The sequence below is a fragment of the Mucilaginibacter angelicae genome (assembly GCF_042434235.1).
Taxonomy (GTDB): Bacteria; Bacteroidota; Bacteroidia; order Sphingobacteriales; family Sphingobacteriaceae; genus Mucilaginibacter; species Mucilaginibacter angelicae.
Map to the genome: position 1 here is coordinate 1 of NZ_JBHLTS010000078.1, position 24,158 is coordinate 24,158.

The following is a 24,158-nucleotide window of genomic DNA, read 5'->3' on the forward strand; positions in this document are numbered from 1 at the left end:
AAATTAAGAAAACATGGCCTCGCTTTGCTTAATCATTTATAAATTATAACTTTATAGTAGTCTATTAGCCCGCTTTTCAAGAATATTAGCCTTTCTGTAGCTTATTTTCATCATAGGAGATTTCTCACTCGTACCTCGTTTCGAAATGACAATTAATTTTTTATTATTTATATACAACAATAAAGCCGCCCGATAACCAGGCGGCTTTACTTTTATATAAGATTTAGGTTCCTGTCTAATTCAGATGTCGGTTAGCTGCATCAAGCAGGTACTCTTTCCTGTCATCAACATATTCCCAGAACATTACCCCGGCCATACCGTTCTTTTTCACATACTGGCATTTCTTTTTAATTGACCATTCGTCGTCAAATGATAAAAACTGGCGGGTTGTGGGGTTGTACAGGTAAGGAGCTTTTGCGCTTTTATCGCGGTAGTATTTAAAGGCCTTATTGGTGAGCAGACTGTCTTTAATAAAAGTATAGCCACCTCCTTTCATTCGTTCCAGGTTACGCGAGCCAAGCCCGGTTTTGGTACTGTCAGATACCCTTGTTGAGCGGCTGTAAAAGGCCATGCCTAAAACAAGCTTATTGCGCGGAACGCCCGCTTCTATAAAAACCTGTGTGCCGTTGTCTGAGTTGTTCTCTGTTTTGAGATATTTTGAAGCATACAGGCCTGTATGATGATTTGCTATTTCGGCACCATAATCATAGGTCATCAGGTTGATATAATCCAGGCAGGCACCTATTTTATCCATTTCGGTATTTTGCACAAAATGTTTAAATGCGCCCACTGCCGCCGTAAGCAGCAACTTTTTCCCGGTTTCTTTTTCAAGTTTATTTAGCTGGGCCCTTAATTCCAAAAACAGACTGGTATAGTTTTCTTTATCTTCAGGGCGATGGATATTACCTGCGCCTGAGGCATTGGGGTATTCCCAGTCTATATCAACGCCATCCATTTTAAACTTGCGTACTATATCAACAGCACTTTCAGCAAAAGCTTTGCGCGAAGTATCGGTAAGCGCCATATCCGAAAAGTTCTTGCTCCATAGCCAGCCGCCTATTGAAATTAAAACCTTCAGATCAGGATTTTTCTTTTTCAACCCCACCAGGTACCTGAAGTTGCTTGTATCTGTTTTGGGATGGGTTAGAAACGCCCTGTTGCCAATTACATTTACAAAAGCATAATTAATATGCGTAAGCTTCTCTGCATGCACCATGCTGGTATCAATCAAGCCGCGAAAACCGCTTACATAGCCAATTATAACATGTTTTTTTTGTTTGTGTTTTTGAGCATGGGCAGTAAAAACCGTTAGCATGAGGCAAAGGCAGGCCATTATCCCGGCTTTATATCGCCGGGTTTGCAATAAGGATAAAATTGTTATCATTAGAATTTAGGTATAAATAGCATTTAAATTTTTAGGCGTAATCTTTTCTTTTCAAGCAATCCAACAAATAAAATAATGATCACAGCCGTCAGGAATGAGCGTAACAGCCCCGGCAAGCCATTATTAATTACACTGGGATAATTAATATGTAAAAGCTCCAGTATAAATACCTGGAAGTACGGGATCAGGTAACAGGTAAGTGTACTGGTACCTGCAGGTTTGATCCAGTTAAAGGCGTTTACTTTTCCTTTAACATCAATTACATATATCAGTATCAGAAATGCCAGCGTAGTAATACCCGAGCAAATGAGTACCCATGCCGGTGTTGAACGGATCTTGGAAATCCCTTCGGTATAAGGTCTTAGCGCAAAACCTGCTACCAGGAATAGTACACCAATAATAGCCAGTGTAGCCCAAATGCGTTGGGCTTTGCCCTGCTCAACCAATTTGGTATAAATCCCCGATACAACCACACCGCCCATGGTTAAAGTCATGGTTGATGCATCATGGATTATCCAAAGCGGTTTTAAAAAGATGATTGCATTGCCAATAAAACTTCCTGTAACATCATTTCCGGCAATGGACACCATCGATTCATCGCGCATCACCTTTATTTTAAATACCGAGTGGGCTAAAATATTGATGGCGGCAAGTACTACCCATGCTACAATAAGACTGTTCAGCTTGCCCTTAACAGCAAAAAATATCAGTGCGCAAACTAAATATGCCCAGCCTATCAAACCCAATATTCCCCACCATGAAGGCTCCATACCCCTTACTTCCCCATCTTCGCCCCCTTTGTAAATCACAGCCATAGCTATCAGCAGAGCAATCCCCAGTATTTGCAGCGAATATTTCTTAGCCCTGGCCATAGTTTCTGGGTAATCAAGCCAGATAAGGAAGAAAGCCGTAGTAATAACCAGCGCCCATGCAGCTTTTGGGATTAAGCCAGCTGATGAATTATAATCTTCGAGGTTTACATGGTAAAAACCCATAATGAGCAATGCAACACTCCGTATCAAAATGTAAAACAATACCTGCCTGGCACTATCGCCCTTTTTGATCCGGTTATTGATGGCAAGCGGTAAGGATAGGCCTACAATAAACAAAAACGCAGGAAAAATGGTATCGGCAAAACCCATCCTGTCCTCAAAACCTTTGGCATGGTCAATCCATTCGGGGATATGCCTTACGCCACTGGCATCGTTAACAAATATCATCAGGAGCATGGTAATGGCACGCAATACATCGATAGACAAAAGGCGCTTGGGTAATTGTTGCATGTACTTTTTATTTAGGGGTTTATTTAACTTTTACGGAAAACAATGAATTATGACTGGTGATATATAAAGTATTATTACCCACACCACCGAACGTCAGACCGGTTGGCCGTTCCGGTACTTTTATCATGCTGATCTGTTTACCGGCGCCGTCATATACATAAATTTGCCCGTCGGCTATGTAAACATTTCCTTTATCGTCGGTGGCGGAGGCAAACTCGCCCCTTTCGGCAAAGTATTTTAAATCGGTAATATAGCCGTCCTTGCTTACAGCAGTACTCACCGTGCGTTTGTCATATTCATCGCTGGTATACAAAGGCTTCCCGGGATATGCGGCTGCCAAAGCGGTTGAGCGGGCAAGATCGTATACTACTGGGATAATAGTAGCCCCATCGGGTGCAACAAAGCATTCGGTTGGTTTATTCACCGTTACGGTATTAAAATCATGATAATCGCGCCAGCGGTGTGCGGGGTACAGCGCTTTGTAAACCGGGTTCACCTGGCCCATGGGGATGGTCTTCAGCTTTTGTATGGTTTCATCCGGTTTATTGGGATCAATACTGTAAGCCCAGCTTGCAAATCCCGAATTACCCCATCCGCTAAAAGAGGTACCTGCAGCATCGGCAGGGTTATCAAATTTTTCGGGTTTACCATTTACAAGATAGCCAGGCTTTGGAACATATTTGAAAACAACCAGCAGGTTATCATTTTTATCGCAGGCCAATGAAAGCGGCTCCCAGGGATAATCGGCCGGTAAACTGATTTGCCTGTCGGCAGCCGACCATTTATAGATCCGCTTCATCCGCTGCTCGCTGAAATATATGTTGCCCTTGCTATCAGCGCACACAGCCGATGCAAATTCAAAACCGGTCGCCAGTTTATTGATTGTACCGCCCTGTTGTTCAACAGCATTGGCTTTATCATTTATATAAAGCCTTGCAAATTCCCATGGCCTTACCTCAGTGGCTGTATTTATATCATACAGCGATGAAGTAGTGGTGTATTTTATCTGGCTGTAATTATGAACGTTCAGCAATTCGATGTTTTTGCCGCCCCATTTCCTGATAGAATATGGCGCCGGTTTGTTAACCCTGATCACCCTGAACATATACAAATTGGCAAACACTATATTGCTTGAATTTTCCAGTTCCATCGGCTGGCATTCGGTACTTTCACGGCTTTCCTCCTCTAACTGCATGGCGTATACCTTCCAGTTGGCTATGTTGTTAAACCGCACCTCGTTACGCACGTGGTGCTCTATCGACATGGCATAAATACGACCAGGCGTTTGCGTATTTGATATATAAGTGCCAGCTGTGGCGTAAGTATTGGCACTCCAGATATCTTTAAAGGTACCGCCGCCGCCGTCGGTTATCCAAAGGCTCCAGTACTGTGTATCCCATGAAGCGTCAGTACCGTTTTGAGCCCGGTTATAAGCACCGCTGCCTGCCGTGCTTTTGGGTGCCCCAACACGCTGCATACCACCGTGACCGCCAACAAACTTTACATCATTCATATATGAATCGGCGCCCGCCATCCATTTACAGGCTACGGCACGCGGATTGTCAGCACTTGTACAAAGCCCTATCCCGCTTAAAATATTACTCCCCCCTTTTGATGATTCTAATAAAGGTACAGGGCCGCCAAAGCCGCCGAACGCAGGTGTATTATCAGCAATTAAAAACTGCGTGGCAATGGGGTTTAGCCCTATCAATTTAGTGGTTGGCCTCAGTTTAATAGTTTGGCTAACGCGATACCAGCCCTGCGGCACATATATGGTTTCATATTTATCAATGGCAGCTTGTAGAGCCTGCGTATCATCAGTAAGGCCATCACCTTTGGCACCAAGCGTTTTCAGGTTAGCCCAGGTTTCAATGGCCGGAAAATCCGGGATATCCTTTTTCTCCACCTCCGGCAATGCGGTTAAGGGCTCCTGCTCGTTAGTGGTTTTATATTGCGGATCGGCATCGAGGCCATCCATTTGCAAACCATAAGTGAAGCTTTTTACCCGGTAGATATTTCCTGTCCCCGGGGTTGTTTTACCACTGCGGCGATAGCTGGCCAAAACCAGTACATTCCGGCAAACCACATTACGCAGGTTGATCTGGTTAAAGGCATTATCTTCATTGCTGATGATGATAGCCGGACCACTTACGCCATCAAAACGGCAATCTTCCATAAATAATTTTTCATGGTAGTTTGGGTTGATGCTGATTACGGTTGGCACATGCTTAACATTCATCCTTACAATGGTAAGCCCGGCTTCCTGCGTGCGGATGGCTGCCTCGCGCTGGCCTTCAAAATAGGTATCAACCATCATAAACTGCCAACCTGGTGATGGTTTAGTTGTGTAAATACCATACTGGCCACCAAAAAATCGAACATCTTCCATTTCATTGCCTACATCAAACATGCCGGCCAGGCCTTTACCTATGTTTATGTCCACATGTGCTATAAAGCTGTGTTGTGCAAAATGCGTGCGCATAGCTACCGCATAAGGGTTACCATCTTCTATTTTAAGATTGATGTTTGATATTGAGCTATAAAAAGTTGATGCTCCGGCATCATGGACTTCATCACCGGGTTTTGAAAGGTTACTTACAAACCAAAACATGTATTTGGCATGCCCTTTATCATTTTCATAGGCAGTTTGAAAACCGGGGGAGCTTTTTGCCAGGATAATTTGAGGCCTGTTTTTACCATAGCCTATTAACCTTATGGCAGTAGGTATAAATATAGTTTTGGAAATTAAGTATTTCCCTTCGGGGATAAAAAGTACGCCGAAGTTATGCTCTGTTTTTACTTTGGTAATGGCGGCTTGCAATTCGTCCGAAACATCGGTTTTGCCATCGGCTTTGATTTTGAAATTTTCGGGTGTAAAATAAACAGCGTCCGAATCCTGCAGACGGGCCTGATATACAGACTTGCCGCCGGTGTCATTTTTTACAGGAATTTTACTGCCAAAACAAAAAGTTTGAATAAAAATAAATGCGGTGACTAACAGGGTTCCCTTTTTCACTTTAGGTATAATATGGTTTATATGGTTTTGGTATCCTATCCAATGTACATAATATATCAGTTACAATTTATAACATAACATGTAAAATTGCTGATAGGCATATACCGGGTTACCAGTGCACAAATCTATCTGATAGTGCTATCTGATGCTATTATTAAGGCACTACATCACCACTACCATAGGTAACATTACTGATAAATAAAAAATTTGGTGGTTAACAAGAGGCAAGAAGAGAAAGCCTTAGTACCTGCCTGAAGGGACTGTAAACGGATTGTTCAGGAATTTGCATGAGCTGCTGCAAATAGTGTAAAAACGAAAATGGGCAGCCAAAGGCCGCCCATTCATTAACTGGTTTTAAGTATCCAATTATTTTGCAGTTTTTCTTGCAGGAGTTAATGGAACGATAATAACAGCTAAGAAAAGGGCAACTTCTAATACGGTTAACATAATTTTAATTTTTTAAATGTTTTTAATTACTGAACTAACAATGTTTTAAGGAATTACAACCGTTCCTACAGGCATGCTGTGGCAGGGATGCAAGAACAATTGTATCATTCCTGGCAGTGGTTCGGCTAAAAATATGCCATTAAAAAATCGCCTCTAAAAATCAACACTTTAGGCCAAAAACATCATTTTTTAAAATTGACATTTCTTTGAAATCATCTTCAAAAACAGGAGTTTTTCAAATTTAAATCCGGATTTTACCTTTAGGATTAAAAAAATAGGCTCAAATTGGGGTAGAAAAAATCGACAAGCTATTTTTTGCCGAATTATTTTGGCAAAAACAGGTAAACAGGCGCAAATTTATTTTTAGAGAAATTTATTTCGTACGCTATTTTCACAGGCTGCTTTGTAACTCCAAAAATCTATCGTCCAACATTTTTTTGTAAAAAAATCCGTCACCGATTTTTGAATAATATGTGCCTTAGCAATTTGAAAAAAAATAAGCGACAATTTGTCACCAGCATGACAAATGCATTTTTTGGCAGAAAATCAGCTGCTTAAAAACATGACACGAACTGCCAAAGCATGACACAAGCTTCATACAACTATCGCAAAACCTGATCTACTATGACATTTACCCCCTATGCCAAAATTTAAACCATGGGGAGGCATTTGAGAATGGCCTTTTTCCAGATGCTTACTGCCTCCTGCATTTCTTTTTCATTTAAAGAGGCAAAACCTATCCGCACAAAGCTGTGCTTAAATGTTTTATCGTAATAATAATCATGGCCCAAACCTATGGATAAACCCAGTTCATTGGCTTTTTCAGATACTACAGCAGTATCCAGGTCATGAAGATATTTAACCCATATAGCAAAGCCGCCGCTTGGTATTTTAAAGGTCAGATAATCGCCCAGTTGCTCCTGCAGCAGGCTGCAAAGAATATCCCGGCGTTCGTGGTACAGCTTATTGGCTTTTTTCAGGTGCCTGCCTATGTCCCCGTTCTTTAACAGGCTTGCCATGGCTTCTTCAAGCAGGTGCTCTCCCTGGCGGTCTATCAGCCTGCGCAAGCGGGTGGCCTGGAGTAAAAAATTAGCCGGGGCAACCATAAAGCCAATGCGGATGCCCGGTGCAATGGTTTTACAAAATGAGCCAACATATATTACGTTTCCGTAATAATCGGCGCTGGCCAGCGGCAAAATTGGGCCGCTGGTATAGTGGAAATCAAAATCATAGTCGTCTTCAATAATGGCAAACTGGTATTTTGCGGCCAGCTCCAGCAAATGCATGCGCCTTTCTGAACTCAGCGTTACTGTGGTAGGCTGATGATGGTGCGGCACTACGTACAACATGCGCACCTTTTTAACCTTGCAAATAGCCTCAACAGCGTTAATATCAATGCCATGCTCATCTACCGGTACAAAAGCCAACTGGGCCCCTGCCTGTTCAAACACTTCATTTGCCCCGCTGTAACCCGGGTCGCCTACAATCACGATATCATTTTTATTGATCAGTACCTGGGCACACAGGTAAAGCGCCATCTGAACGCCCTTGGTTATTAAAATATCATTATGTGTTACATGCAGGCCACGGGTTTCGCCTAAAAAACGGGCAAGCTCATTTCTTAAATTTTCCGAACCTTGCTCAGGCCCGTACATCAAGTATTTATGTGTAAAGTGATAGCTTGCCATCCGCCTGTATTCGCGCACCATTAAGTCAACAGGTGCAATGCGGGTATCGGGGAAACCTTCGGTAAATGTCAGGTTACCATCGGGCATCGGCACAAACATACGTTGGAGATTGATCCTGTTGTCATCTACTTTAAAGGAAGTTTTATGTGCCAGGCTATGTTTCAGAACAGCTTTTTCAATAGGCCGGGGAGCAACATCGGGCAGGTTTTTAGCCACATAGATCCCCTTGCGCGGGATCACATCAACCCAGCTTTGCGCATAGAGTTCGTCATAAGCAGCCACCACCGTTTTACGATGGACATTCAACGATGCTGACAACGCGCGACTGGCAGGCAGCGCAGAACCAGGCTTTAAAGTCCCCTGCCTGATGTAACTAATAACACCATTGCTAATTTGCAGGTATACAGGAACCTGGCTGCTTTTATCCACGCTTAATAAACTTTCGATGAGCATCATATTGGACTATCTTTAATCTATTTTCTGGACTACAAGTATAGTCCAAAAGCATGGTATTTTTGATCATCAAAAAAATAAAATCTATGCATATCAATCAAAAACTTTCATCCATATACCTCAGAATAGCTATTGGCGCGAGCTACCTTTGGGAAGTAGCCGACCGCCTTGGCTTATTTGGCCCAAACGGTCAGCCTCATGTTGGCTGGGGCGACTGGAAACATTTCACCGCCTATGCCAAACAGGTAATGAGCTTTCTCCCTGAAGGCATCGTAAATCCACTGGCAACTATTGCAACCATTGGCGAGGGCGGATTCGGGCTATTACTGATCCTTGGCCTATTCACGCGTATGGCAGCTATCGGCAGCGGCATACTGAGTTTATGTTTTGCTATCGCGATGGCCATCTCCTTCGGTATCGAATCGCCTTTAGGCTATTCAGTTTTTACGCTGAGCGGCGCAAGCTTCCTGCTGGCAAGCCTAACTGAATATTCCTGGAGTTTGGATAAATGGTTCGCCACACGTATCGTGAACAAAAAGCTGGTGGCTTATCAAACATCGCAAACCAATTAAAATCTGCAAACATTCTTTAACCAATAAATAATCATGGCAAATACAGTAAATACAAAAGCATCACCGCTTTTAGTGATCATCGCCTTTGCTACTGTGTATATAGTATGGGGCTCAACTTATTTCTTTATACAAATGGCGGTTCAGGGCTTCCCTCCTATGTTGATGGGCGCCCTGCGTTTCTTTACCGCCGGTATTTTGTTACTTGGCTGGTGCTACATTAAAGGCGATAAATTATTTGTTAAACGCGATGTTATTACTTCCGGTATCTGCGGACTGCTTACCTTATTTGTAGCAACGGGCATAGTGATCTGGGTTGAACGTAATATCCCCAGTGCCATGGTTGCCATTATGGTTTCTGTAAACCCGATTTGGTTCATTATATTGGATAAAGCTAACTGGCGGATAAACCTGAAAAACAGATCAACCATATTAGGCCTCATCATCGGCTTTGCAGGAATCTTGCTCCTTTTTGGCGAAGCGTTCCTAAAATCGGTTACCGGTACTATGGACCACACTAAATTTATAGGATTACTATTGTTATTGGCAGGCCCAATTGCATGGTCGGCAGGTTCGTTGTATTCAAAAAAACGCGGTGGTACGGCTCCGGCAAGGGTAAATACATCCTGGCAAATGATCATTGCCGGTTTAGCCTTTGTACCGGCGGCATTTATTCACCAGGAGTTTAAAGAGTTTGATCCCGCTGCTGTTCCGGCGCAATCATGGATGGCTATTATTTACCTGGTCATATTCGGATCAATCGGGGCATTCAGTGCTTATATATGGCTGCTGCAGGTAAGGCCTGCAACACAGGTCAGTACCCATTCGTATGTAAATCCGGTTATCGCTGTGCTGCTTGGCGTTTGCTTTGCGCACGAAAGCATTTCGCTGGTGCAGGTTTTAGGCTTAATTGTAATTTTATTCAGCGTATTGCTTGTTAACCTTTCAAAATACGGGAAACTTAAGTTTAAAAAACCAGTGACAGCCATAGTTACAAACACCGATAACTGCGATCAGATCAACACTGCTGCTGATTTAAAACAGATCAGGGCCTTGGTTAAAATAGCTTACCGCATCTAAAGCTATTTTATAGAACAATACTTTATAACAACTACAAACAAAATGAACAAAACTATCATATGCAGCACATGCGGTACCCAGCTTTTGGCCCAACCTGATATGCTTGCATTTTGCCCGATCTGCACTGATGACCGCCAATATATTCCGGAAAGCGGCCAGCAGTGGACTTTACCTGCCGAACTTGAACATCGGAACATCAAAATCACCCAATTAAATGAGTGTCTGTATTCGCTGAAAATAGTGCCCGATTTTGCAATAGCCCAACGGGCGCTATTACTTATTTCACCTGGCGGTAATGTTTTATGGGATTGCATTCCGTATTTGGATAAACCTACAATAGATTTTATCAGGGCTAAAGGCGGCTTAAAAGCAATAGCATTTTCGCACCCGCATTATTACAGCAATATGAATGATTGGGCTGATGAGTTCGACTGCCCCATATACATTCACCAAAACGACGCAGAATGGGTACCATTTGAAACACCGCATATCCGGTTATGGAACGGCGATAGAATGCCGCTTGGGGACGGGATAAGTATAGTACATATAGGTGGGCATTTTGCAGGCAGTTGTGTATTGCACATTACCGGGTTAACCCCACAGGGTACCATGCTTTGCGGCGATACTTTTAATATAGCCCGCAGCAAACAGCACATGGCTATGATGTACAGCTATCCTAATATCATATTACTCTCTAAAACGGCATTTGCCAAAGCATATCAAAAAGCATCTCAGCTTAATTTTGATACGGTGTACGGTGCATTTGAAAACCAGGATATTGAGGGCAATGCAATGGAAATCTTTAAAGCTTCGATGCAAAGATATAAGGATAGCTATGGAATTTGAATTATAAAGGAGGATGGTGATCTTTGAGTTTAACAATGATCGTATCCACGGATATCTCTTTACTCCTGTAAATGATCCGGATCTTATTTTTACTAACCTTTTTGGCCAGCCCTCCAAAACTTGTCAGTTCTTTCAATAATCGCTGATTTGTAGTATCTGAATTTGTTATAGCAACCCCATCGATCCCGAAAAGACCGTATTGATTGGAAGCTTCAGGTAGCTGCGGGAGCTGCCATTCCCATATTGGAAACCAGTAGAGATTAACCCATCCATTATTTTTATAGGTCATTATCGAATATTCATTTAAGCTTGAAAAATCGGCATTGTTTCTCACTAAAGAGATTTCATCTCTGCCGTCACCATTCAAATCGCCTTCGTTTTTCAAATACAGTAATCCAAAAGTGGCTTCTTTGGCTATCTCCAGTTTATGAATAGCGGGATCGTTGCAACTGATAAATGAATACGGTTTTTGCCGATGAGTCATTTCCCAATCGTAATCATAATCTGCATTATCATAAAACTTATTTGTTTCCTTATGGATTATGCCGCTAAAATAATGCTCTGTAAGGGTATCCTTTTTACCATCCCCGTTAAAATCGCCCGTAATAACAAAACGATAACCCCAAACCGGCACCGGCTTTTTAACCCCGCTGCTTTTCTGTTTAGCTTTTACATGTGGATTTACATGGCTAACAGATTTCTGCTTATCAGCATTTACACGGACATGATTACAAGAGGAAACAGACAAAATCACCACGACGAAAAAAGGCAGGTTGCGGAACATAGATCATTAATTAACACATTAAATTTAAGTGTTTTAAGGTTGATAAAAAGCAAGCAGACACAATGATTTAATGCATTTTTATTCCCATTAAAATTTAAGGTAAAAAATCTGATATAAATTGCAATTACAAAACCCATTGTGTTATATTTACACAATAGCATCGATATTTATCTTTTTTGGGTGATTATTGATTCGCTATGTTTCTTCTTCCTTATCCCTCAAAAGTGCAGGGATACATTGCTTTAAACCAATTAACCAAATACAATTATGAAAAAAAACAGTACCCTTATGCTGCTTTTACTCGTTTGCTTTTTACCTGTAACGGCATTTTGCCAAAGCGGCAACGAACCTGTTGTTGCCGGGAACGAGGTAGCTGTAACATCAACCGAAAGCGGAAAAGTAAGAGGTTATCTTCACAATGGCATTTTTACATTTAAAGGTATTCCCTATGCCAAAGCCGACCGCTTTATGGCGCCTGAAAAGCCTGCCCCGTGGACAGATGTACGCAGCTCAAAAACTTACGGCCCGGTATGCCCTACGGATCCTACCACAACCGTTAATGACGAGTTTGAATTTGCCTTTCAGCATGATCTGGGTTATTCAAATGAGCATTGCCAGTCGCTCAATGTTTGGACACAGAAATTGAACGACGGTAAAAAACGCCCGGTGATGGTATGGCTGCATGGCGGCGGCTTCACTGCGGGTTCATCAATTGAGCTGCCGTCATATGATGGCGAAAACCTGGCTAAAAAAGGTGATGTGGTGCTGGTATCAGTAAATCACCGGTTAAATATCCTTGGCTTCCTTGACCTGTCTGCCTATGGCGATAAATATAAAGGTTCGGCAAATGCGGGGCTGCTTGATTTGAAACTGGCTTTGGATTGGGTTAAACAAAACATAGCCCAGTTTGGTGGCGATCCTGATAATGTGACCATCTTTGGCCAGTCGGGCGGTGGAGGTAAGGTTACCTCTTTAATGAATGCACCATCAGCAAAGGGCTTATTTAAAAATGCCATTGTTGAAAGCGGCAGCTATATCACCAACTTCAACGAAAAAGCGGTTACCCAAAAAGTTGCCGCGGCATTACTGGAAGAACTTCACCTTCAACCTTCGCAGGTTGATTCACTTCAGAAACTATCTTATGATATCCTGAACGAAGCAGGCAAAAAAGCCATGCGCAAAGTTTCTGCCGAACTGAAAAAAGAAGGTAAGGGCATAAACGGCTGGGGCCCGGCTTTAGACGGCGATTTCCTGCCTTATCAACCATCCGATCCGGCAGCTAAAGAACTGTCAAAAAATGTTCCGCTGCTGGTAGGTACAACTAAAAATGAATTTGCCCCATTTATACCTGGCCCCAAAAGCCAGACCATGGATGAATTAAAAGCTGCCTTGCAAAAAAAATATGCCGATAAAACGGATGCTTACATCGCTGCAGCTCAAAAAGCCTACCCCACAATTTCAAAGCCGTCAGAATATACCGACATTGAATTTAACTTCCGTTCATTAGCTATTAAGCAGGCCAATGAAAAAGCTGTAAGCGGTGCGGCCCCTGTTTATATGTACCTGTTTACCTGGCAATCGCCCGTAAACGGCGGTATGTACAAGGCCATGCACTGCATGGATATTGCTTTCCAGTTTAATAATATAGCCCGTTGCCAGGAAATGACTGGCGGTGGTAAAGAAGCCTATGCCCTTGCCGATAAAATAAGCAGCGCATGGATAAACTTTGCCAAAACCGGAAATCCCAATGCATCATCCTTACCTAAATGGCCCGCCTACACTGCCGACAATGGTGCAACTATGATACTGGATAACCAATGCATAGTTAAAAACCATCCGGATGATGAATTATTAAAAATAGTAGCAGCTGCAACACCAAAACCGTAAGTAAATGACGAGAATAGCTTAGCAGAAATAAAAAAGGGAAGATTCCAAACAGAACCTTCCCTTTTTTATATTTATAAAGGCTTTAGCATGGAAAGATAAGCGCAGGGAGATGGGCGTGTTCTTCATTCTCCATATTCTCCCAATCCCAAAGACTGTTTAATTGCGAGCTGCGATTACTCAACACAAAAAAGTCAACCTGCATTATGTTGGCTAAAACGTCGACTGTTTTCATGATATCCCGCTCTTTAATATTTACAAGGTTAAGCCCCGAATTGGAAAACAATTGCCTGAACACGGTTTCTGCATAAGTTTCATTCATATGTGGCAATCCCGATTCCGTGGTATTAAAAAGCGAGGCCTTTACATTCATGGCCTCGCTCATTTTACTTAAAAAACTTACGATATCCTTTTTTGCATAACGCAGATCGGCGAGATAACCCATGTTGGTAATATTAAAGGAAGCATCTTCGGGAACGGCCAGCAACGGGCAGCCCGAGTGGTTCAGAATAGGTGTAAGCTGTTCATTGATCTCTTTAGCCGTTCCGCTAACACCTTTAATTATTAGGCCTATATCGTATTTAGCCGTAATTGCATGGAGCGACATCCCTAAAATATCCAGGTAGTTAAGGAAGAGTATATTTTCAGCGCCTTTATCCTGACCCTTAATAATAAAATCTTCGCTGTCGAACATGTCCTGCGCATCGGTATCGGATAATTGAACACTAAGGGGTTCGGGTACCGTGTTCATGACAATTACTTTGGTTTTTAGTTTTGCACCTAAATTACTGGCGTAGGTAAGCGCATAATTACTTTCCTTTTTGAGATTGTGAACCACTAAGATTGCTTTCATAGCTAATTGATAGATTAATGAGATGTCGTGGAATAAACAAGCAGCAGCAAACTCGGTTTTTTAATTTCTAATTAATAAAGTCATTAAAAAGTCAGTTTTAAACAGGCGACGCTTTACTGACTAACTATGATCTTTAACCTTTAACTAAAATCGAATATTATTTACCACCTGCAGCAATAATCGGTTATGTTAATTAATCTTTTAAATAACTTTGTTTTAATTTACCTGGATATTAAATAACGCCGGTTTTTGATGTACAAGTAAAGAAAGACAGACCGATTTGCAACAAAAATGAGCGCTGATACAGAACACTTGATTACCTCCAATGATTCCATACTATGGGATTTGTTCAGGGCGGGTGATGAGTTAGCCTATACCCGCTTAATGCAGAAATACTCGAGGCCGTTATTCAACTATGGTTTCCGGATTTGCCAGGATAAAGATTTTTTAAAGGATTGTATCCAGGATGTATTTCTTGAACTGTGGAACCGTCGCCTAAAGATCAGCTCCACTCCTGCCGTAAAATATTACCTTTTTAAGTCGGTTAGATTAAGGATTTTCAGGGAGCAATCAAAATGGAACCGTGGCGAACCCCTTGATGAAAACTATGAATTTATAGTGGAGTTCAATATCGAATCAAAAATGATCACCGATATGGAGACGCTTGAACTCTCAACACGGATCAAACAGGTATTGAATGCCCTCCCTCCCCGCCAGCGCGAGATCATGTACCTGCGGTTTTATGAAAACCTTGATTTTGATAACATTTCGCAAATCATGGAGATCAGCAAACAATCGGTACACAACCTGTTGCAAAAGGCCTACAAAAACTTCCGCTCGGAGTGGCTGATCCTGCTTACCCTGTTTTTAAAGCATACTTTCTAAAAAATATAAAACTGTTTATCAGACAGTTAACATACATTTTAATTTTTTCTCTTTTTAGAGGGGTAATTTTTTACCGATCCGGAATATATACTATTACAAACCAATTGAATCAGTTTCCGTGACTAATTACAGCAATTACGAAGTTGAAGACTTTTTACATGACGATTTTTTTATCAACTGGGTTTTAAACAGCACTGCTGAGCACCAAACGTTTTGGGAACAGTGGCTTTTGGATAATCCCGATAGAAAGAAAGTTGCAGAAAGCGCACGTCAAATCATTTCTTCCCTTAATATTAAACCTCTTGATAGTGGTTTAAGTGATGATGAGGTAAATGCAATAGTGGCGCATGTGCAAGGTCATTACCATGATGAAAACCCGGAGCCGGAGGTTAAGACCCTGAAGCTATATCAAACCAAATGGTTCAGGATAGCGGCAATTTTATTGATATTTATAACTGCAGGGCTGGTATTCTTAAAAACACGTACCGGGTCATCATCGCAACTATCCCTGGCTGTGCAAACTGACGGATATATTAGCATCACCAACAATACAGCCGAATCAAAACTGGTTAGGATGGATGATGGCAGCCTTGCTGTTTTAAAACCCGGTTCGGGCATAAGATACCCCAAATCATTTAAAGCGGGCCGGGAAGCATTTTTAAACGGAGAAGCGTTTTTCGAGATCCATAAAAACCCGGCTATGCCTTTCATCGTTCACAGCCACGAAATGGCGGTACGGGTAATGGGAACAAGTTTTACAGTAAGGTCGTTCAGCATAAATCAGGAGTTTAAGGTAATTGTTAACACCGGTAAAGTATTGGTATACAACCAAAATAAAGCACCAAAAAGCGAATTACCTAAAGAGATAGTCACTCTTTTACCTAATCAGCAGGTTACCTATACATCTAAATTAACCCTGGTTAAAAAAGAAACTTTGCCTGTACCCCTCACCCTATCAACCCCGGTGGCACAAAAGGAATTTACCTTTGATGGCGCCCCATTGTCAGAGATCATTGATAAAATCGATAAAGCCTACGATGTGAACATAGAATATGATAAAGCCGCGATTGGCAGTATCAACCTATCAGCATCCCTGTCAGACCGTCCACTTGACGAAAAAGTAAAACTTATATGCAAAGCGATAAACGCATCCTGCCAGTTTATCGACGGCCGCATCATCATATCCAACCCAGGCCTTAACCATAGCACAACCAATTAAATTAATTAACCCGTTAACCAAATTATGATGCAAATGAAAGAAATGATTACATAAGCGCCCCACGAAAAAAGAAACCGGCAATATTTGCGGTACTGCCGGTCCAAAAGTTTAGCCCCAAAATGCTTGATACCCATTTTTACTGTAACCTCTTGCAAAGGTTGAGCGGGGCTTTTTTGTCAAGTTATTAACGAATTATTAACTCTAACCAAATCTATGAAATATAAACCTATACTCGTAAAAATAATGAAGATCACGTTTTTACAGTTAACATTAAGTCTCTCATTGTTAGGCACCGCCATTGCTAAAGATTCAAAAGCACAGGCCATCCTTGACACAAAAATTTCAGTAAGCGAAAGCAATACAGCGCTCAAAACGGTGATCAAAAAACTGGAGCAGCAATATCATATTAATTTTGTTTTCAGCCCTGATCTTATCAATGGCAATCAAAAGGTTAATGCTTCATACTTCCAAAAATCATTGGGTACTGTATTAACAGATCTGTTTACACCGCTGAAACTCACCTACGAGGTTTCGGGAGATGTTATTGTGATCAGGAATTTAAATATTGAGCAGCTACCGTCACTTACCAAAAGGAACGACCTTGATCTGACACAGGCCCCTGTTTCGGGTAAAGTAGTCGACGAGCGAGGACTTCCTGTGCCCGGGGTTTCGGTTACCATAAAAGGCACCAAAACAGGTACAGTAACCGACAATAACGGGGCATTCACCTTAAATGTTGCTGCGGGAACCATTTTGGTATTTTCGGCAGTAGGATTTGAGACACAGGAGTTGCCGGCAAAGGAAGGCGCGATGAATATTGCGCTGGTACCGGCTAACAACAACCTTACCGAAGTAGTGGTTGTAGGCGCTGTGATAAAAAAGGGCGACCTGACAGGTTCGGTAGGCAGTGTAAATGAAAAAACCTTAAAAGAGCTGCCGGTGACCAATGTTAACCAGGCTATCCAGGGCCGCGTTGCGGGTGTATTGGTGCAGAATACCGACCCTCGCCCCGGTGGTACTGCATCTATAAAGGTACGGGGCAACAATTCTATTCAGTATGGAGCAAACCCTATTTATGTTGTTGACGGTTTGGTGATTGAAGACGGCTTTAACTCCATTAACCCCGACGATGTTGCCAGTGTAGACATTTTGAAGGATGCTTCGGCAACGGCACTGTATGGCGCCCGGGGTGCTAACGGCGTGGTTTTGATCACCACCAAAAAAGGCAAAAGCGGTGAAGGCAGGATCGATTATAATGCATGGGTAGGCTTCCAATCATTTACCCACAATGTAAACTACCTTAATGCGCAGCAAATAGTTGATTTGCGCGTCGATGCCTATGCTAATAAATACATGGATGACAATCCAACTGCCGATAGGGCGACATATGTTAAAACCCTGTTATCGCCTGGCTCGCCTGCTTTTGGCGCTGATGAATTAAAAACCTATAACGCAGGTCAAAGCTACAACTGGCTTAGCAGGATCAAGCAAAACGGTGTTCAGCAAAATCACACCATCAGCTTTTCAAAAAGCACAACCGATGGCTCATCTGTATATGTAAGCTTTAATTATACCGATCAAAAAGGCTTGCTAAAAACTTCCGACTATAAACGTTACGGTGGCAAGATCAATCTCGACCAAAAAATAAAACCATGGTTAAAAGTTGGTACCAACACCACGTTTGCCCGCACCGAAGAATCCTATATCGACGGTGGCGTATTCAACATAGCAGCTAACGCGAACCCGTTGCTGCCAATAAATGATACCGTTGCTTATTTGAGCTGGAAAGGCATCAAGAGTCCGGATCTGTATAACCCCATACGAAGCTTAAGGATTGATGGAAAAGGCAATCAAAACCGCTTGTTAACTACCAACTACGTGGTTGTTAATCCAATTCAAGGATTGAATATCCGCAGCGGCTTCTCTGTTGATGTACGGAATCAAAACTATTTCAACTACATTCCAAGGGATTTAGGACAGTCACTACGTAACTCAACGAGTGGCAGCGCTACTCAAAAGAAAGATAACTGGTTGAACTGGCAATGGGACAATTCGGTATCGTATGATAAAAGCATCGGCAAAAATAATTTCTCGGCCTTGGTTAGCTTTGGCTTAACTAAAAACAGCCATGATTACAATCAGGTTGATGCACAGGGATTTGCTACAGATGACTTCTCGTTCAAGTATCTTGGTGGTGCATATCTGAAAGATAAGTTCCAGCTTCAATCTGATTTTACCACCAACTCATTGGTAAGTTACATTGGCAGGATAAACTATAACTACGATAATAAATACTTTGCTACGTTAACCAGCCGCTATGATGGTTCATCAAGATTTGGAAATGGCAACAAATGGGGATTATTCCCATCGCTTGCATTGGCATGGAATGTAGCCCGCGAGGATTTCATGAAGGGTGCCAATATCGATAATCTTAAACTCCGCGCAGGTTATGGTATTGCCGGTAATCAAAACATACCAGACTTTGCTTACCGTTCATTATACAGGCCGGTATTTACAAGTGGCTCGGTTACTTATGTATCTGACGGCCGCTTAGGGAACCCTAATCTTCGCTGGGAAAAACAAAAACAACTGAACGTAGGTGTTGATCTTGGCATCCTGAAAAACAGGCTTAATATTACTGCCGATTACTTCATTATTCATAATAATGACCTGTTGATGCAGCGCACGCTTTCAACAACGTCGGGCTTTAGTAATACCATTGATAACGTTGGTGCCTTGTTAAACAAGGGTGTTGAGTTGAATGTAAACGCCCGTATCCTGAACAACAAGGACTTCCAATGGGATTTTAGCGCAAATATCTCATCATACCGCAACAAGATCACTAAACTTTATGGCAGTGTTGACGCTATTTATAATTATGGTGGCTTTACCGGTGTTGATATCCAGCGTGAAGGCAACCTTTTCCTTGGTAAATCATTGAATTCAATTTACACCTATAAGTTTGAGAAGATTGCCCAACAGTCGGATATGGATCGCATTAAAGGTATCGACTACGGCGGCCGCACTATCCGTCCGGGTGATATAATCCCTGTTGATGTTAACGGTGATAAAAAGATTGATGATGCCGACCGAATTGTTGTAGGCAATACTGATCCTAAGTTTTACGGTGGCTTCTCAACCAACTTTACCTACAAAAACATATCGTTAAATGGAGTATTCACCTATAACGTTGGCGGTAAAAAAATCAGTGGCTTATATGAAGGCCTACTTAACGGTACCGGCGAATATGCAGGTATTGACGATGAGCTTAACCGCTGGACACCAACCAATACCAACAGCAACATCCCAAGGGCCTACCAGGGTACCGGTCGTTATGGAGTAGGCGAAACTGATTACGCGGTACAAAACTCATCATACCTGAGGTTATCTGCCTTAACACTGGCATACAGCTTTAACCAGCCGTTCATGAAAAAAGCAAGGTTAAGCAATTTCAGGGTGTATGTAACAGGTAGCAACCTGTTCACCATAACCAAATACAAAGGTTATGACCCGGAGGGCGGCGATGGTTATCCAATGCAAAAAATGATTGTAGCGGGTGTTAATATTGGATTTTAATACGATTTAATCATACTGAAAAATGAAAAGAAAATATATTTTGATATTACTTGCCTTTGTGGTAGTGGTATCAGGCTCATGTAAGAAATTTGTGGTTCAGGAGCCGCAAACGGCTTTAACTGAGGAACAGGTTTTTTCAAAGCTTGACAATATTGAACCTTTGGTATTGGGTTTATACACCAGCTGGCGAAATGTTAAAAAAGACCGTGGCGGCTTTATGTTCACTCTCGGCAGTGATGAAGCCCAGCAAGGGGCCTACCAGGTTAAAACAGATGACAGGCAGGCAGGTCTTGACCGCTATAACGGCTTTTTAGCGCCAAGTAACACTGCACTGGCCGAACAATGGAACAACCGCTGGCCGGTAATTTCGGCAGCAGCCAAAGCGGTTTACGCCCTGGGGCTTAATAAAGAGGAAGGCACAAGAAAAAACACGCTTTTAGGCGAATCAAGTTTTATTCGCGCGGCCTTAACCTTTGAAATATCCCAATACTGGGGCGAGATCCCTATCATTGACCAGGCAAAATTCCAGGAGTACGGCACCAAGCGCCAGCCGCTGCCATTAGTGTACCAGTTTATTATTACCGATCTTGAAAATGCGGTAAAATACCTGCCCGAAACACAAACCGATAAACGCCGTGCTACAAAAGGTGCTGCGCTTGCTTTATTAGGTAAAATTTACCTGTATGCGCCTGCTGCATCCGGCTTAAGGGACTATACCAAAGCTAAAACCTATTTTGAGCAGGTAGTTAACAGCGGTAAGTATTCGCTGGTGCCAAACTATGCTGATTTGTGGAAACCAACCAACGCAAACAGCACCGAATCAATTTATGAGTTTCAGTTTAATAACGTTTACCCTGATAACAACCAATGCCAGTGGCAAATGGGCTCACGCTCTTTAGCTGATATTGATCAGTATTGTTATTTTGGCGGATATGACCTCATGGTACCTACAACCTACTGCTATTCAGACGTAAGTAAAGGTGGATTGTGGGAAGATGGAGATATTCGCAAAGGCGAAAGTATCCGCTACGATTTCACCTACAAAGGCAAAAAACCTGTACTTAACCCAACTTTTGGCGGTGACGAGCTCGACCCGCATGTTAAAAAGTTTGAGGACATTCGTACGGATGGAACTTTGAGCTTTTGGCTATCAGGTAAAGATATCTTCTTTTTACGCTATGCGGATATCCTGCTGTGCTATGCCGAAACACTTAACGAAACCGGCAATACAACACAAGCGGTTGATATTGTAAACAACCAGATCCGCAAAAGGGCCTGGGGTGGCACCTTGCCTGCCGATAAACGCTGGAACAATGGTATGTCGCCGGATGAATTCCGTACTAAAATGCTTGACGAGCGCATGCGTGAATTGTGCTTTGAAGGCTGGAGAAGGATGGATTTAATCCGTTCAGGCAAATTGGTTGACCTGGTTAAAGCCCGCAATAAATGGACTGCACAATCAGGAACCATACAACAGTACCACAACCGCTACCCTATCCCACTGCAGGAAATTAAGCAAAATGATGATATTGGTGAAAGCGATCAAAACCCTGGTTATACTAACAACTAATTCCGTTAACTTAATCACAAAAAAGCAAAGGCCACCCGAGATTGGGTGGCCTTTTGCCTTTTATTATTTAAAGAATTTACTTTCTACTAATATAAAGTAAACTCAACCCTGCGGTTAGCCTGACGGCCGGCAGCGGTTTTGTTTGTAGCAATTGGCTGGGTTTGGCCATAACCTGTTGCTTCAATACGTGATGCATTTGCACCTTTGCTCACTAAATATGCTTTAACCGACTCGGCACGGTCTTTTGATAAACGCATGTTCAAATCAGCCGAACCTGTGTTATCTGTATGACCGGCAAGTTTCAAGCTAAAGTTTTTATCAACCAATAGTTGAGCAACCCTATCCAAACTTGGGTATGAGTGGTCACGGATGGTAGCTTTGCCCAAATCAAATTCCAGGTTTTTGATAGCGTCTTTAACTACTTTTTTATCTTCTTCGGTAACATATACTACCGGTTTAGCTAAAGGACAGCCTGAACCATCAACTTTTTGACCTGCAGGTGTGTTAGGACATTTGTCATTAACATCAACAACACCGTCACCATCACTATCTGTAGTTAACTTAGCAAGGTTGGCATTGGTTGCAGCAAGATCGCTGGCCAATTGTGCGTTTCTTGCTTTTTCAGCATCAATTTGTTGCTGTAACTCAGCGCGGGTACGTTGGTTTTCCCACAGGTACTCAGTACGCATTGACGATACCGGGTTATGAACAGCCATTTGCGGTTTTTTCTTGCTGCCTAATGCAAACTCTAAACCAACGTGAGCGTATGAAAATCTGTCATCGCTGTTGCCAAAGTTGTAACCGTCAAAGTTATCCGATTGAACAAAGTTAACCTGGTAACCCAGATCAAGGTTGATACCCGGAGCAAGGTTGAATTTCAAACCTGCACCAATCGGAATGAATACTTCACCAATGTGCCCGTTATCGGTTTTCTTGAAGTTTTCCTGGGTGCCGCCAGCTGGTGTAATCCTTGGCGTATAGTTCATATAACCAGCACCTGCAGTTAAGTACGGTTGAATGAACGGCCTGTCGTGACGCCAGTTAATGTTTGCCAATGTAAAGTTGGCACTTAAGGCTGCCGACCAATTTAGTTTTGTAGAGTAAGAGTCATAAGTAGATGTACCAGCTGTATTTACGTGGCTGTTTGATGATGATACCTCACCGCGAAGGAAATCGGCTTGTAAGCCAAATGATGGTAATATTTGTTTTTTAATGTAAGCGCCATAACCAAATTGTTCAGTTGGGCTTGTAAAATCCTGCCTGCTGTTACGACCGAATACGGTAAATGGAGTTAACAGCCCACCATGCACGCCTATCGACCAGGTGCGTAATTCGCCGCCGCCGGAAAATGGTTTTACGTAATCTTTTGCTGTAGCTGAAGTATCTGCTGATTGAGCGAATAATTTACTTCCAATCATAACTCCGGTAAGAAGTAGCGAAGCTTTTTTTAAATTTGTTTTCATATTTATAAGTTTAATTATACGTTTAACATTCAAGTAAAACGTACATAGGATAGTCCAACATTGATGCCATCAATATTTACAGCCCCGAAAACCTACTGCAAAACGCCCAGAAAACAAATCGAATAACAATAATAGAAATTTAATATAAAACGCTGATTAGCTAAGCTAAACGACTGTATTTTTATGACACATTTCAGATTAACTTAAACGGCAATAAATGATGCGCATTTGACTTTCTGTACCAACTGGTTAATGAGTTAAAAAGAATACAGTTTTGTACAGATATTGGTAAATAAATATTATTTCGGTTAAGCCATTACGGCAACCATATTAAATAGATTTTCGCCAAGGTTAATATTTCCGCTGATTTCTGATGCTTCTAATGCAGTTTGTGGATGGATGCCTTTGGTAAATACTTTCCAGGCGATATCGGGAGATAAAGTAACTATTGTATCCAGGCTTGAACCTGCATTTTTAGTGAGCGTCCAGCCCTCGGTCATCTTGAGGAGGTACCAATCTCCGCCAGCTTCACCCGTTACCTTAATTTGGACAAGGGCCCCGGTATTGGCTATGACCGTACGGTATGCATGCGGCAGTCCACACATAAAAGTGTCAATGCAAGGGTAAAACAATTCAGCAGTAATAATACCTTGTTTACCAACCGCTTCGCGGATCTGTTGCTGATGATGAAACTTTTCAGTGTATTCCCGGGCTATATGAAACCAGTTAACGGAGTGCTCCTCTCCTGCCCAGGCTACGGAAAATGGTGCAGGTGCAAACAGGTCTGCCTTAGCCATTATCTCGCTGTATTGCTTGCCTGTTGTTTCCAATAACTCAGTAAGTAACTGCGGACTCATGCGCCTCATAGCTTTTACCCATGTGGCATTTAATCCATTCAAAAAATCCACTAAATCACTGTAGCTATTAATGGGATTGGGCGGAAGATCGCCAGCGAATTGATGAGATGAGGATATGGTACGGATGTTACCATCAAGCAAATGAGCGGCAATATCTTTTACCGTCCAAAGTTTTGCCAATGTAGGCTTGTTCCAGTCATCGGCCGATAGTGATTTAAGCAGATCTATCAGCTTTTGATCCAAAAGGGGGAACAGGTGCACTGTTTTAATAGGTACTTCCTGTTCCGCCATTTGGTATACT

At 42.3% G+C, this 24,158-nt stretch carries 16 protein-coding genes; 8 read left to right on the forward strand and 8 right to left on the reverse strand.

The window, feature by feature from the left end:
• Window positions 1-235: 235 nt before the first annotated feature.
• The 4 genes from ACFFGT_RS28270 to pdxR form a co-directional block, all read right to left on the reverse strand.
• Window positions 236-1,384, reverse strand: a complete 1,149-nt coding sequence (locus tag ACFFGT_RS28270; protein ID WP_377025872.1) for a glycoside hydrolase family 18 protein — start codon at window positions 1,382-1,384, stop codon at window positions 236-238.
• 23 nt (window positions 1,385-1,407) lie between these two features.
• Window positions 1,408-2,667: a DUF5009 domain-containing protein gene (locus tag ACFFGT_RS28275; RefSeq protein WP_377025873.1), complete on the reverse strand. Its 1,260-nt coding sequence runs from the start codon at window positions 2,665-2,667 to the stop codon at window positions 1,408-1,410.
• Between the two features lie 19 nt (window positions 2,668-2,686).
• Window positions 2,687-5,683, reverse strand: a complete 2,997-nt coding sequence (locus tag ACFFGT_RS28280) for a glycosyl hydrolase family 28-related protein (protein WP_377025874.1) — start codon at window positions 5,681-5,683, stop codon at window positions 2,687-2,689.
• 1,097 nt (window positions 5,684-6,780) lie between these two features.
• Entirely contained in the window at window positions 6,781-8,274 is a 1,494-nt protein-coding gene (pdxR, locus tag ACFFGT_RS28285; RefSeq protein ID WP_377025875.1) for a MocR-like pyridoxine biosynthesis transcription factor PdxR, read from the reverse strand.
• An 83-nt stretch (window positions 8,275-8,357) separates the two neighbouring features.
• On the opposite strand from pdxR, the gene ACFFGT_RS28290 reads away from it, so the two are divergent.
• Genes ACFFGT_RS28290 through ACFFGT_RS28300 form a run of 3 tightly spaced genes read left to right on the forward strand, consistent with a single transcriptional unit; the run spans window position 8,358 to window position 10,766 of the window.
• Window positions 8,358-8,843: a DoxX family membrane protein gene (locus ACFFGT_RS28290; protein ID WP_377025876.1), complete on the forward strand. Its 486-nt coding sequence runs from the start codon at window positions 8,358-8,360 to the stop codon at window positions 8,841-8,843.
• A gap of 33 nt (window positions 8,844-8,876) precedes the next feature.
• A complete protein-coding gene (locus ACFFGT_RS28295) occupies window positions 8,877-9,920 on the forward strand; it encodes an EamA family transporter (protein ID WP_377025877.1) in 1,044 nt (347 codons plus the stop codon).
• A 42-nt stretch (window positions 9,921-9,962) separates the two neighbouring features.
• Window positions 9,963-10,766 carry an MBL fold metallo-hydrolase gene (locus ACFFGT_RS28300; protein WP_377025878.1) on the forward strand — a complete coding sequence of 268 codons (804 nt, stop codon included), beginning with the start codon at window positions 9,963-9,965 and terminating at the stop codon, window positions 10,764-10,766.
• Window position 10,767: 1 nt separating this feature from the next.
• Here the strand turns inward: ACFFGT_RS28300 and ACFFGT_RS28305 are convergent, their stop codons facing one another.
• A complete protein-coding gene (locus ACFFGT_RS28305; RefSeq protein ID WP_377025879.1) occupies window positions 10,768-11,550 on the reverse strand; it encodes a hypothetical protein in 783 nt (260 codons plus the stop codon).
• A 267-nt stretch (window positions 11,551-11,817) separates the two neighbouring features.
• On the opposite strand from ACFFGT_RS28305, the gene ACFFGT_RS28310 reads away from it, so the two are divergent.
• A complete protein-coding gene (locus tag ACFFGT_RS28310; protein ID WP_377025880.1) occupies window positions 11,818-13,437 on the forward strand; it encodes a carboxylesterase/lipase family protein in 1,620 nt (539 codons plus the stop codon).
• 82 nt (window positions 13,438-13,519) lie between these two features.
• Here the strand turns inward: ACFFGT_RS28310 and ACFFGT_RS28315 are convergent, their stop codons facing one another.
• Window positions 13,520-14,287 (reverse strand): adenine nucleotide alpha hydrolase family protein, encoded by a 768-nt coding sequence (locus ACFFGT_RS28315; RefSeq protein WP_377025881.1) that lies wholly within the window; start codon window positions 14,285-14,287, stop codon window positions 13,520-13,522.
• Between the two features lie 291 nt (window positions 14,288-14,578).
• Between ACFFGT_RS28315 and ACFFGT_RS28320 the strand changes: the two genes are divergently transcribed.
• The 4 genes from ACFFGT_RS28320 (at window position 14,579) to ACFFGT_RS28335 (ending at window position 21,537) form a co-directional block, all read left to right on the forward strand.
• Entirely contained in the window at window positions 14,579-15,172 is a 594-nt protein-coding gene (locus tag ACFFGT_RS28320; protein ID WP_377025882.1) for an RNA polymerase sigma factor, read from the forward strand.
• A gap of 118 nt (window positions 15,173-15,290) precedes the next feature.
• Complete coding sequence (locus ACFFGT_RS28325; RefSeq protein ID WP_377025883.1) at window positions 15,291-16,391, forward strand: FecR family protein; 1,101 nt, start codon at window positions 15,291-15,293, stop codon at window positions 16,389-16,391.
• A 213-nt stretch (window positions 16,392-16,604) separates the two neighbouring features.
• Window positions 16,605-19,967, forward strand: a complete 3,363-nt coding sequence (locus ACFFGT_RS28330) for a TonB-dependent receptor (RefSeq protein WP_377025884.1) — start codon at window positions 16,605-16,607, stop codon at window positions 19,965-19,967.
• A gap of 22 nt (window positions 19,968-19,989) precedes the next feature.
• Window positions 19,990-21,537, forward strand: a complete 1,548-nt coding sequence (locus ACFFGT_RS28335) for a RagB/SusD family nutrient uptake outer membrane protein (protein WP_377025885.1) — start codon at window positions 19,990-19,992, stop codon at window positions 21,535-21,537.
• Window positions 21,538-21,623: 86 nt separating this feature from the next.
• Here ACFFGT_RS28335 and ACFFGT_RS28340 read toward each other — a convergent pair whose 3' ends face one another.
• Together ACFFGT_RS28340 and ACFFGT_RS28345 are read right to left on the reverse strand one after the other, a co-directional pair.
• The gene (locus ACFFGT_RS28340; RefSeq protein ID WP_377025886.1) at window positions 21,624-23,000 is read right to left on the reverse strand and encodes a DUF6089 family protein; all 1,377 of its coding nucleotides are present in this window, start codon (window positions 22,998-23,000) and stop codon (window positions 21,624-21,626) included.
• A 308-nt stretch (window positions 23,001-23,308) separates the two neighbouring features.
• Window positions 23,309-24,148, reverse strand: coding sequence for a maleylpyruvate isomerase N-terminal domain-containing protein (locus ACFFGT_RS28345; protein WP_377025887.1), 840 nt, complete (start codon window positions 24,146-24,148; stop codon window positions 23,309-23,311).
• Between the last annotated feature and the right edge of the window lie 10 nt (window positions 24,149-24,158).

Coding starts and splice junctions, on each gene's coding strand:
- ACFFGT_RS28270 (WP_377025872.1), bottom strand. CDS start 1,384: ATGATAACAATTTTATCCTTATTGCAAACCCGGCGATATAAAGCCGGG.
- ACFFGT_RS28275 (WP_377025873.1), bottom strand. CDS start 2,667: ATGCAACAATTACCCAAGCGCCTTTTGTCTATCGATGTATTGCGTGCC.
- pdxR (WP_377025875.1), bottom strand. CDS start 8,274: ATGATGCTCATCGAAAGTTTATTAAGCGTGGATAAAAGCAGCCAGGTT.
- ACFFGT_RS28290 (WP_377025876.1), top strand. CDS start 8,358: ATGCATATCAATCAAAAACTTTCATCCATATACCTCAGAATAGCTATT.
- ACFFGT_RS28295 (WP_377025877.1), top strand. CDS start 8,877: ATGGCAAATACAGTAAATACAAAAGCATCACCGCTTTTAGTGATCATC.
- ACFFGT_RS28300 (WP_377025878.1), top strand. CDS start 9,963: ATGAACAAAACTATCATATGCAGCACATGCGGTACCCAGCTTTTGGCC.
- ACFFGT_RS28305 (WP_377025879.1), bottom strand. CDS start 11,550: ATGTTCCGCAACCTGCCTTTTTTCGTCGTGGTGATTTTGTCTGTTTCC.
- ACFFGT_RS28310 (WP_377025880.1), top strand. CDS start 11,818: ATGAAAAAAAACAGTACCCTTATGCTGCTTTTACTCGTTTGCTTTTTA.
- ACFFGT_RS28315 (WP_377025881.1), bottom strand. CDS start 14,287: ATGAAAGCAATCTTAGTGGTTCACAATCTCAAAAAGGAAAGTAATTAT.
- ACFFGT_RS28320 (WP_377025882.1), top strand. CDS start 14,579: ATGAGCGCTGATACAGAACACTTGATTACCTCCAATGATTCCATACTA.
- ACFFGT_RS28330 (WP_377025884.1), top strand. CDS start 16,605: ATGAAATATAAACCTATACTCGTAAAAATAATGAAGATCACGTTTTTA.
- ACFFGT_RS28335 (WP_377025885.1), top strand. CDS start 19,990: ATGAAAAGAAAATATATTTTGATATTACTTGCCTTTGTGGTAGTGGTA.
- ACFFGT_RS28340 (WP_377025886.1), bottom strand. CDS start 23,000: ATGAAAACAAATTTAAAAAAAGCTTCGCTACTTCTTACCGGAGTTATG.
- ACFFGT_RS28345 (WP_377025887.1), bottom strand. CDS start 24,148: ATGGCGGAACAGGAAGTACCTATTAAAACAGTGCACCTGTTCCCCCTT.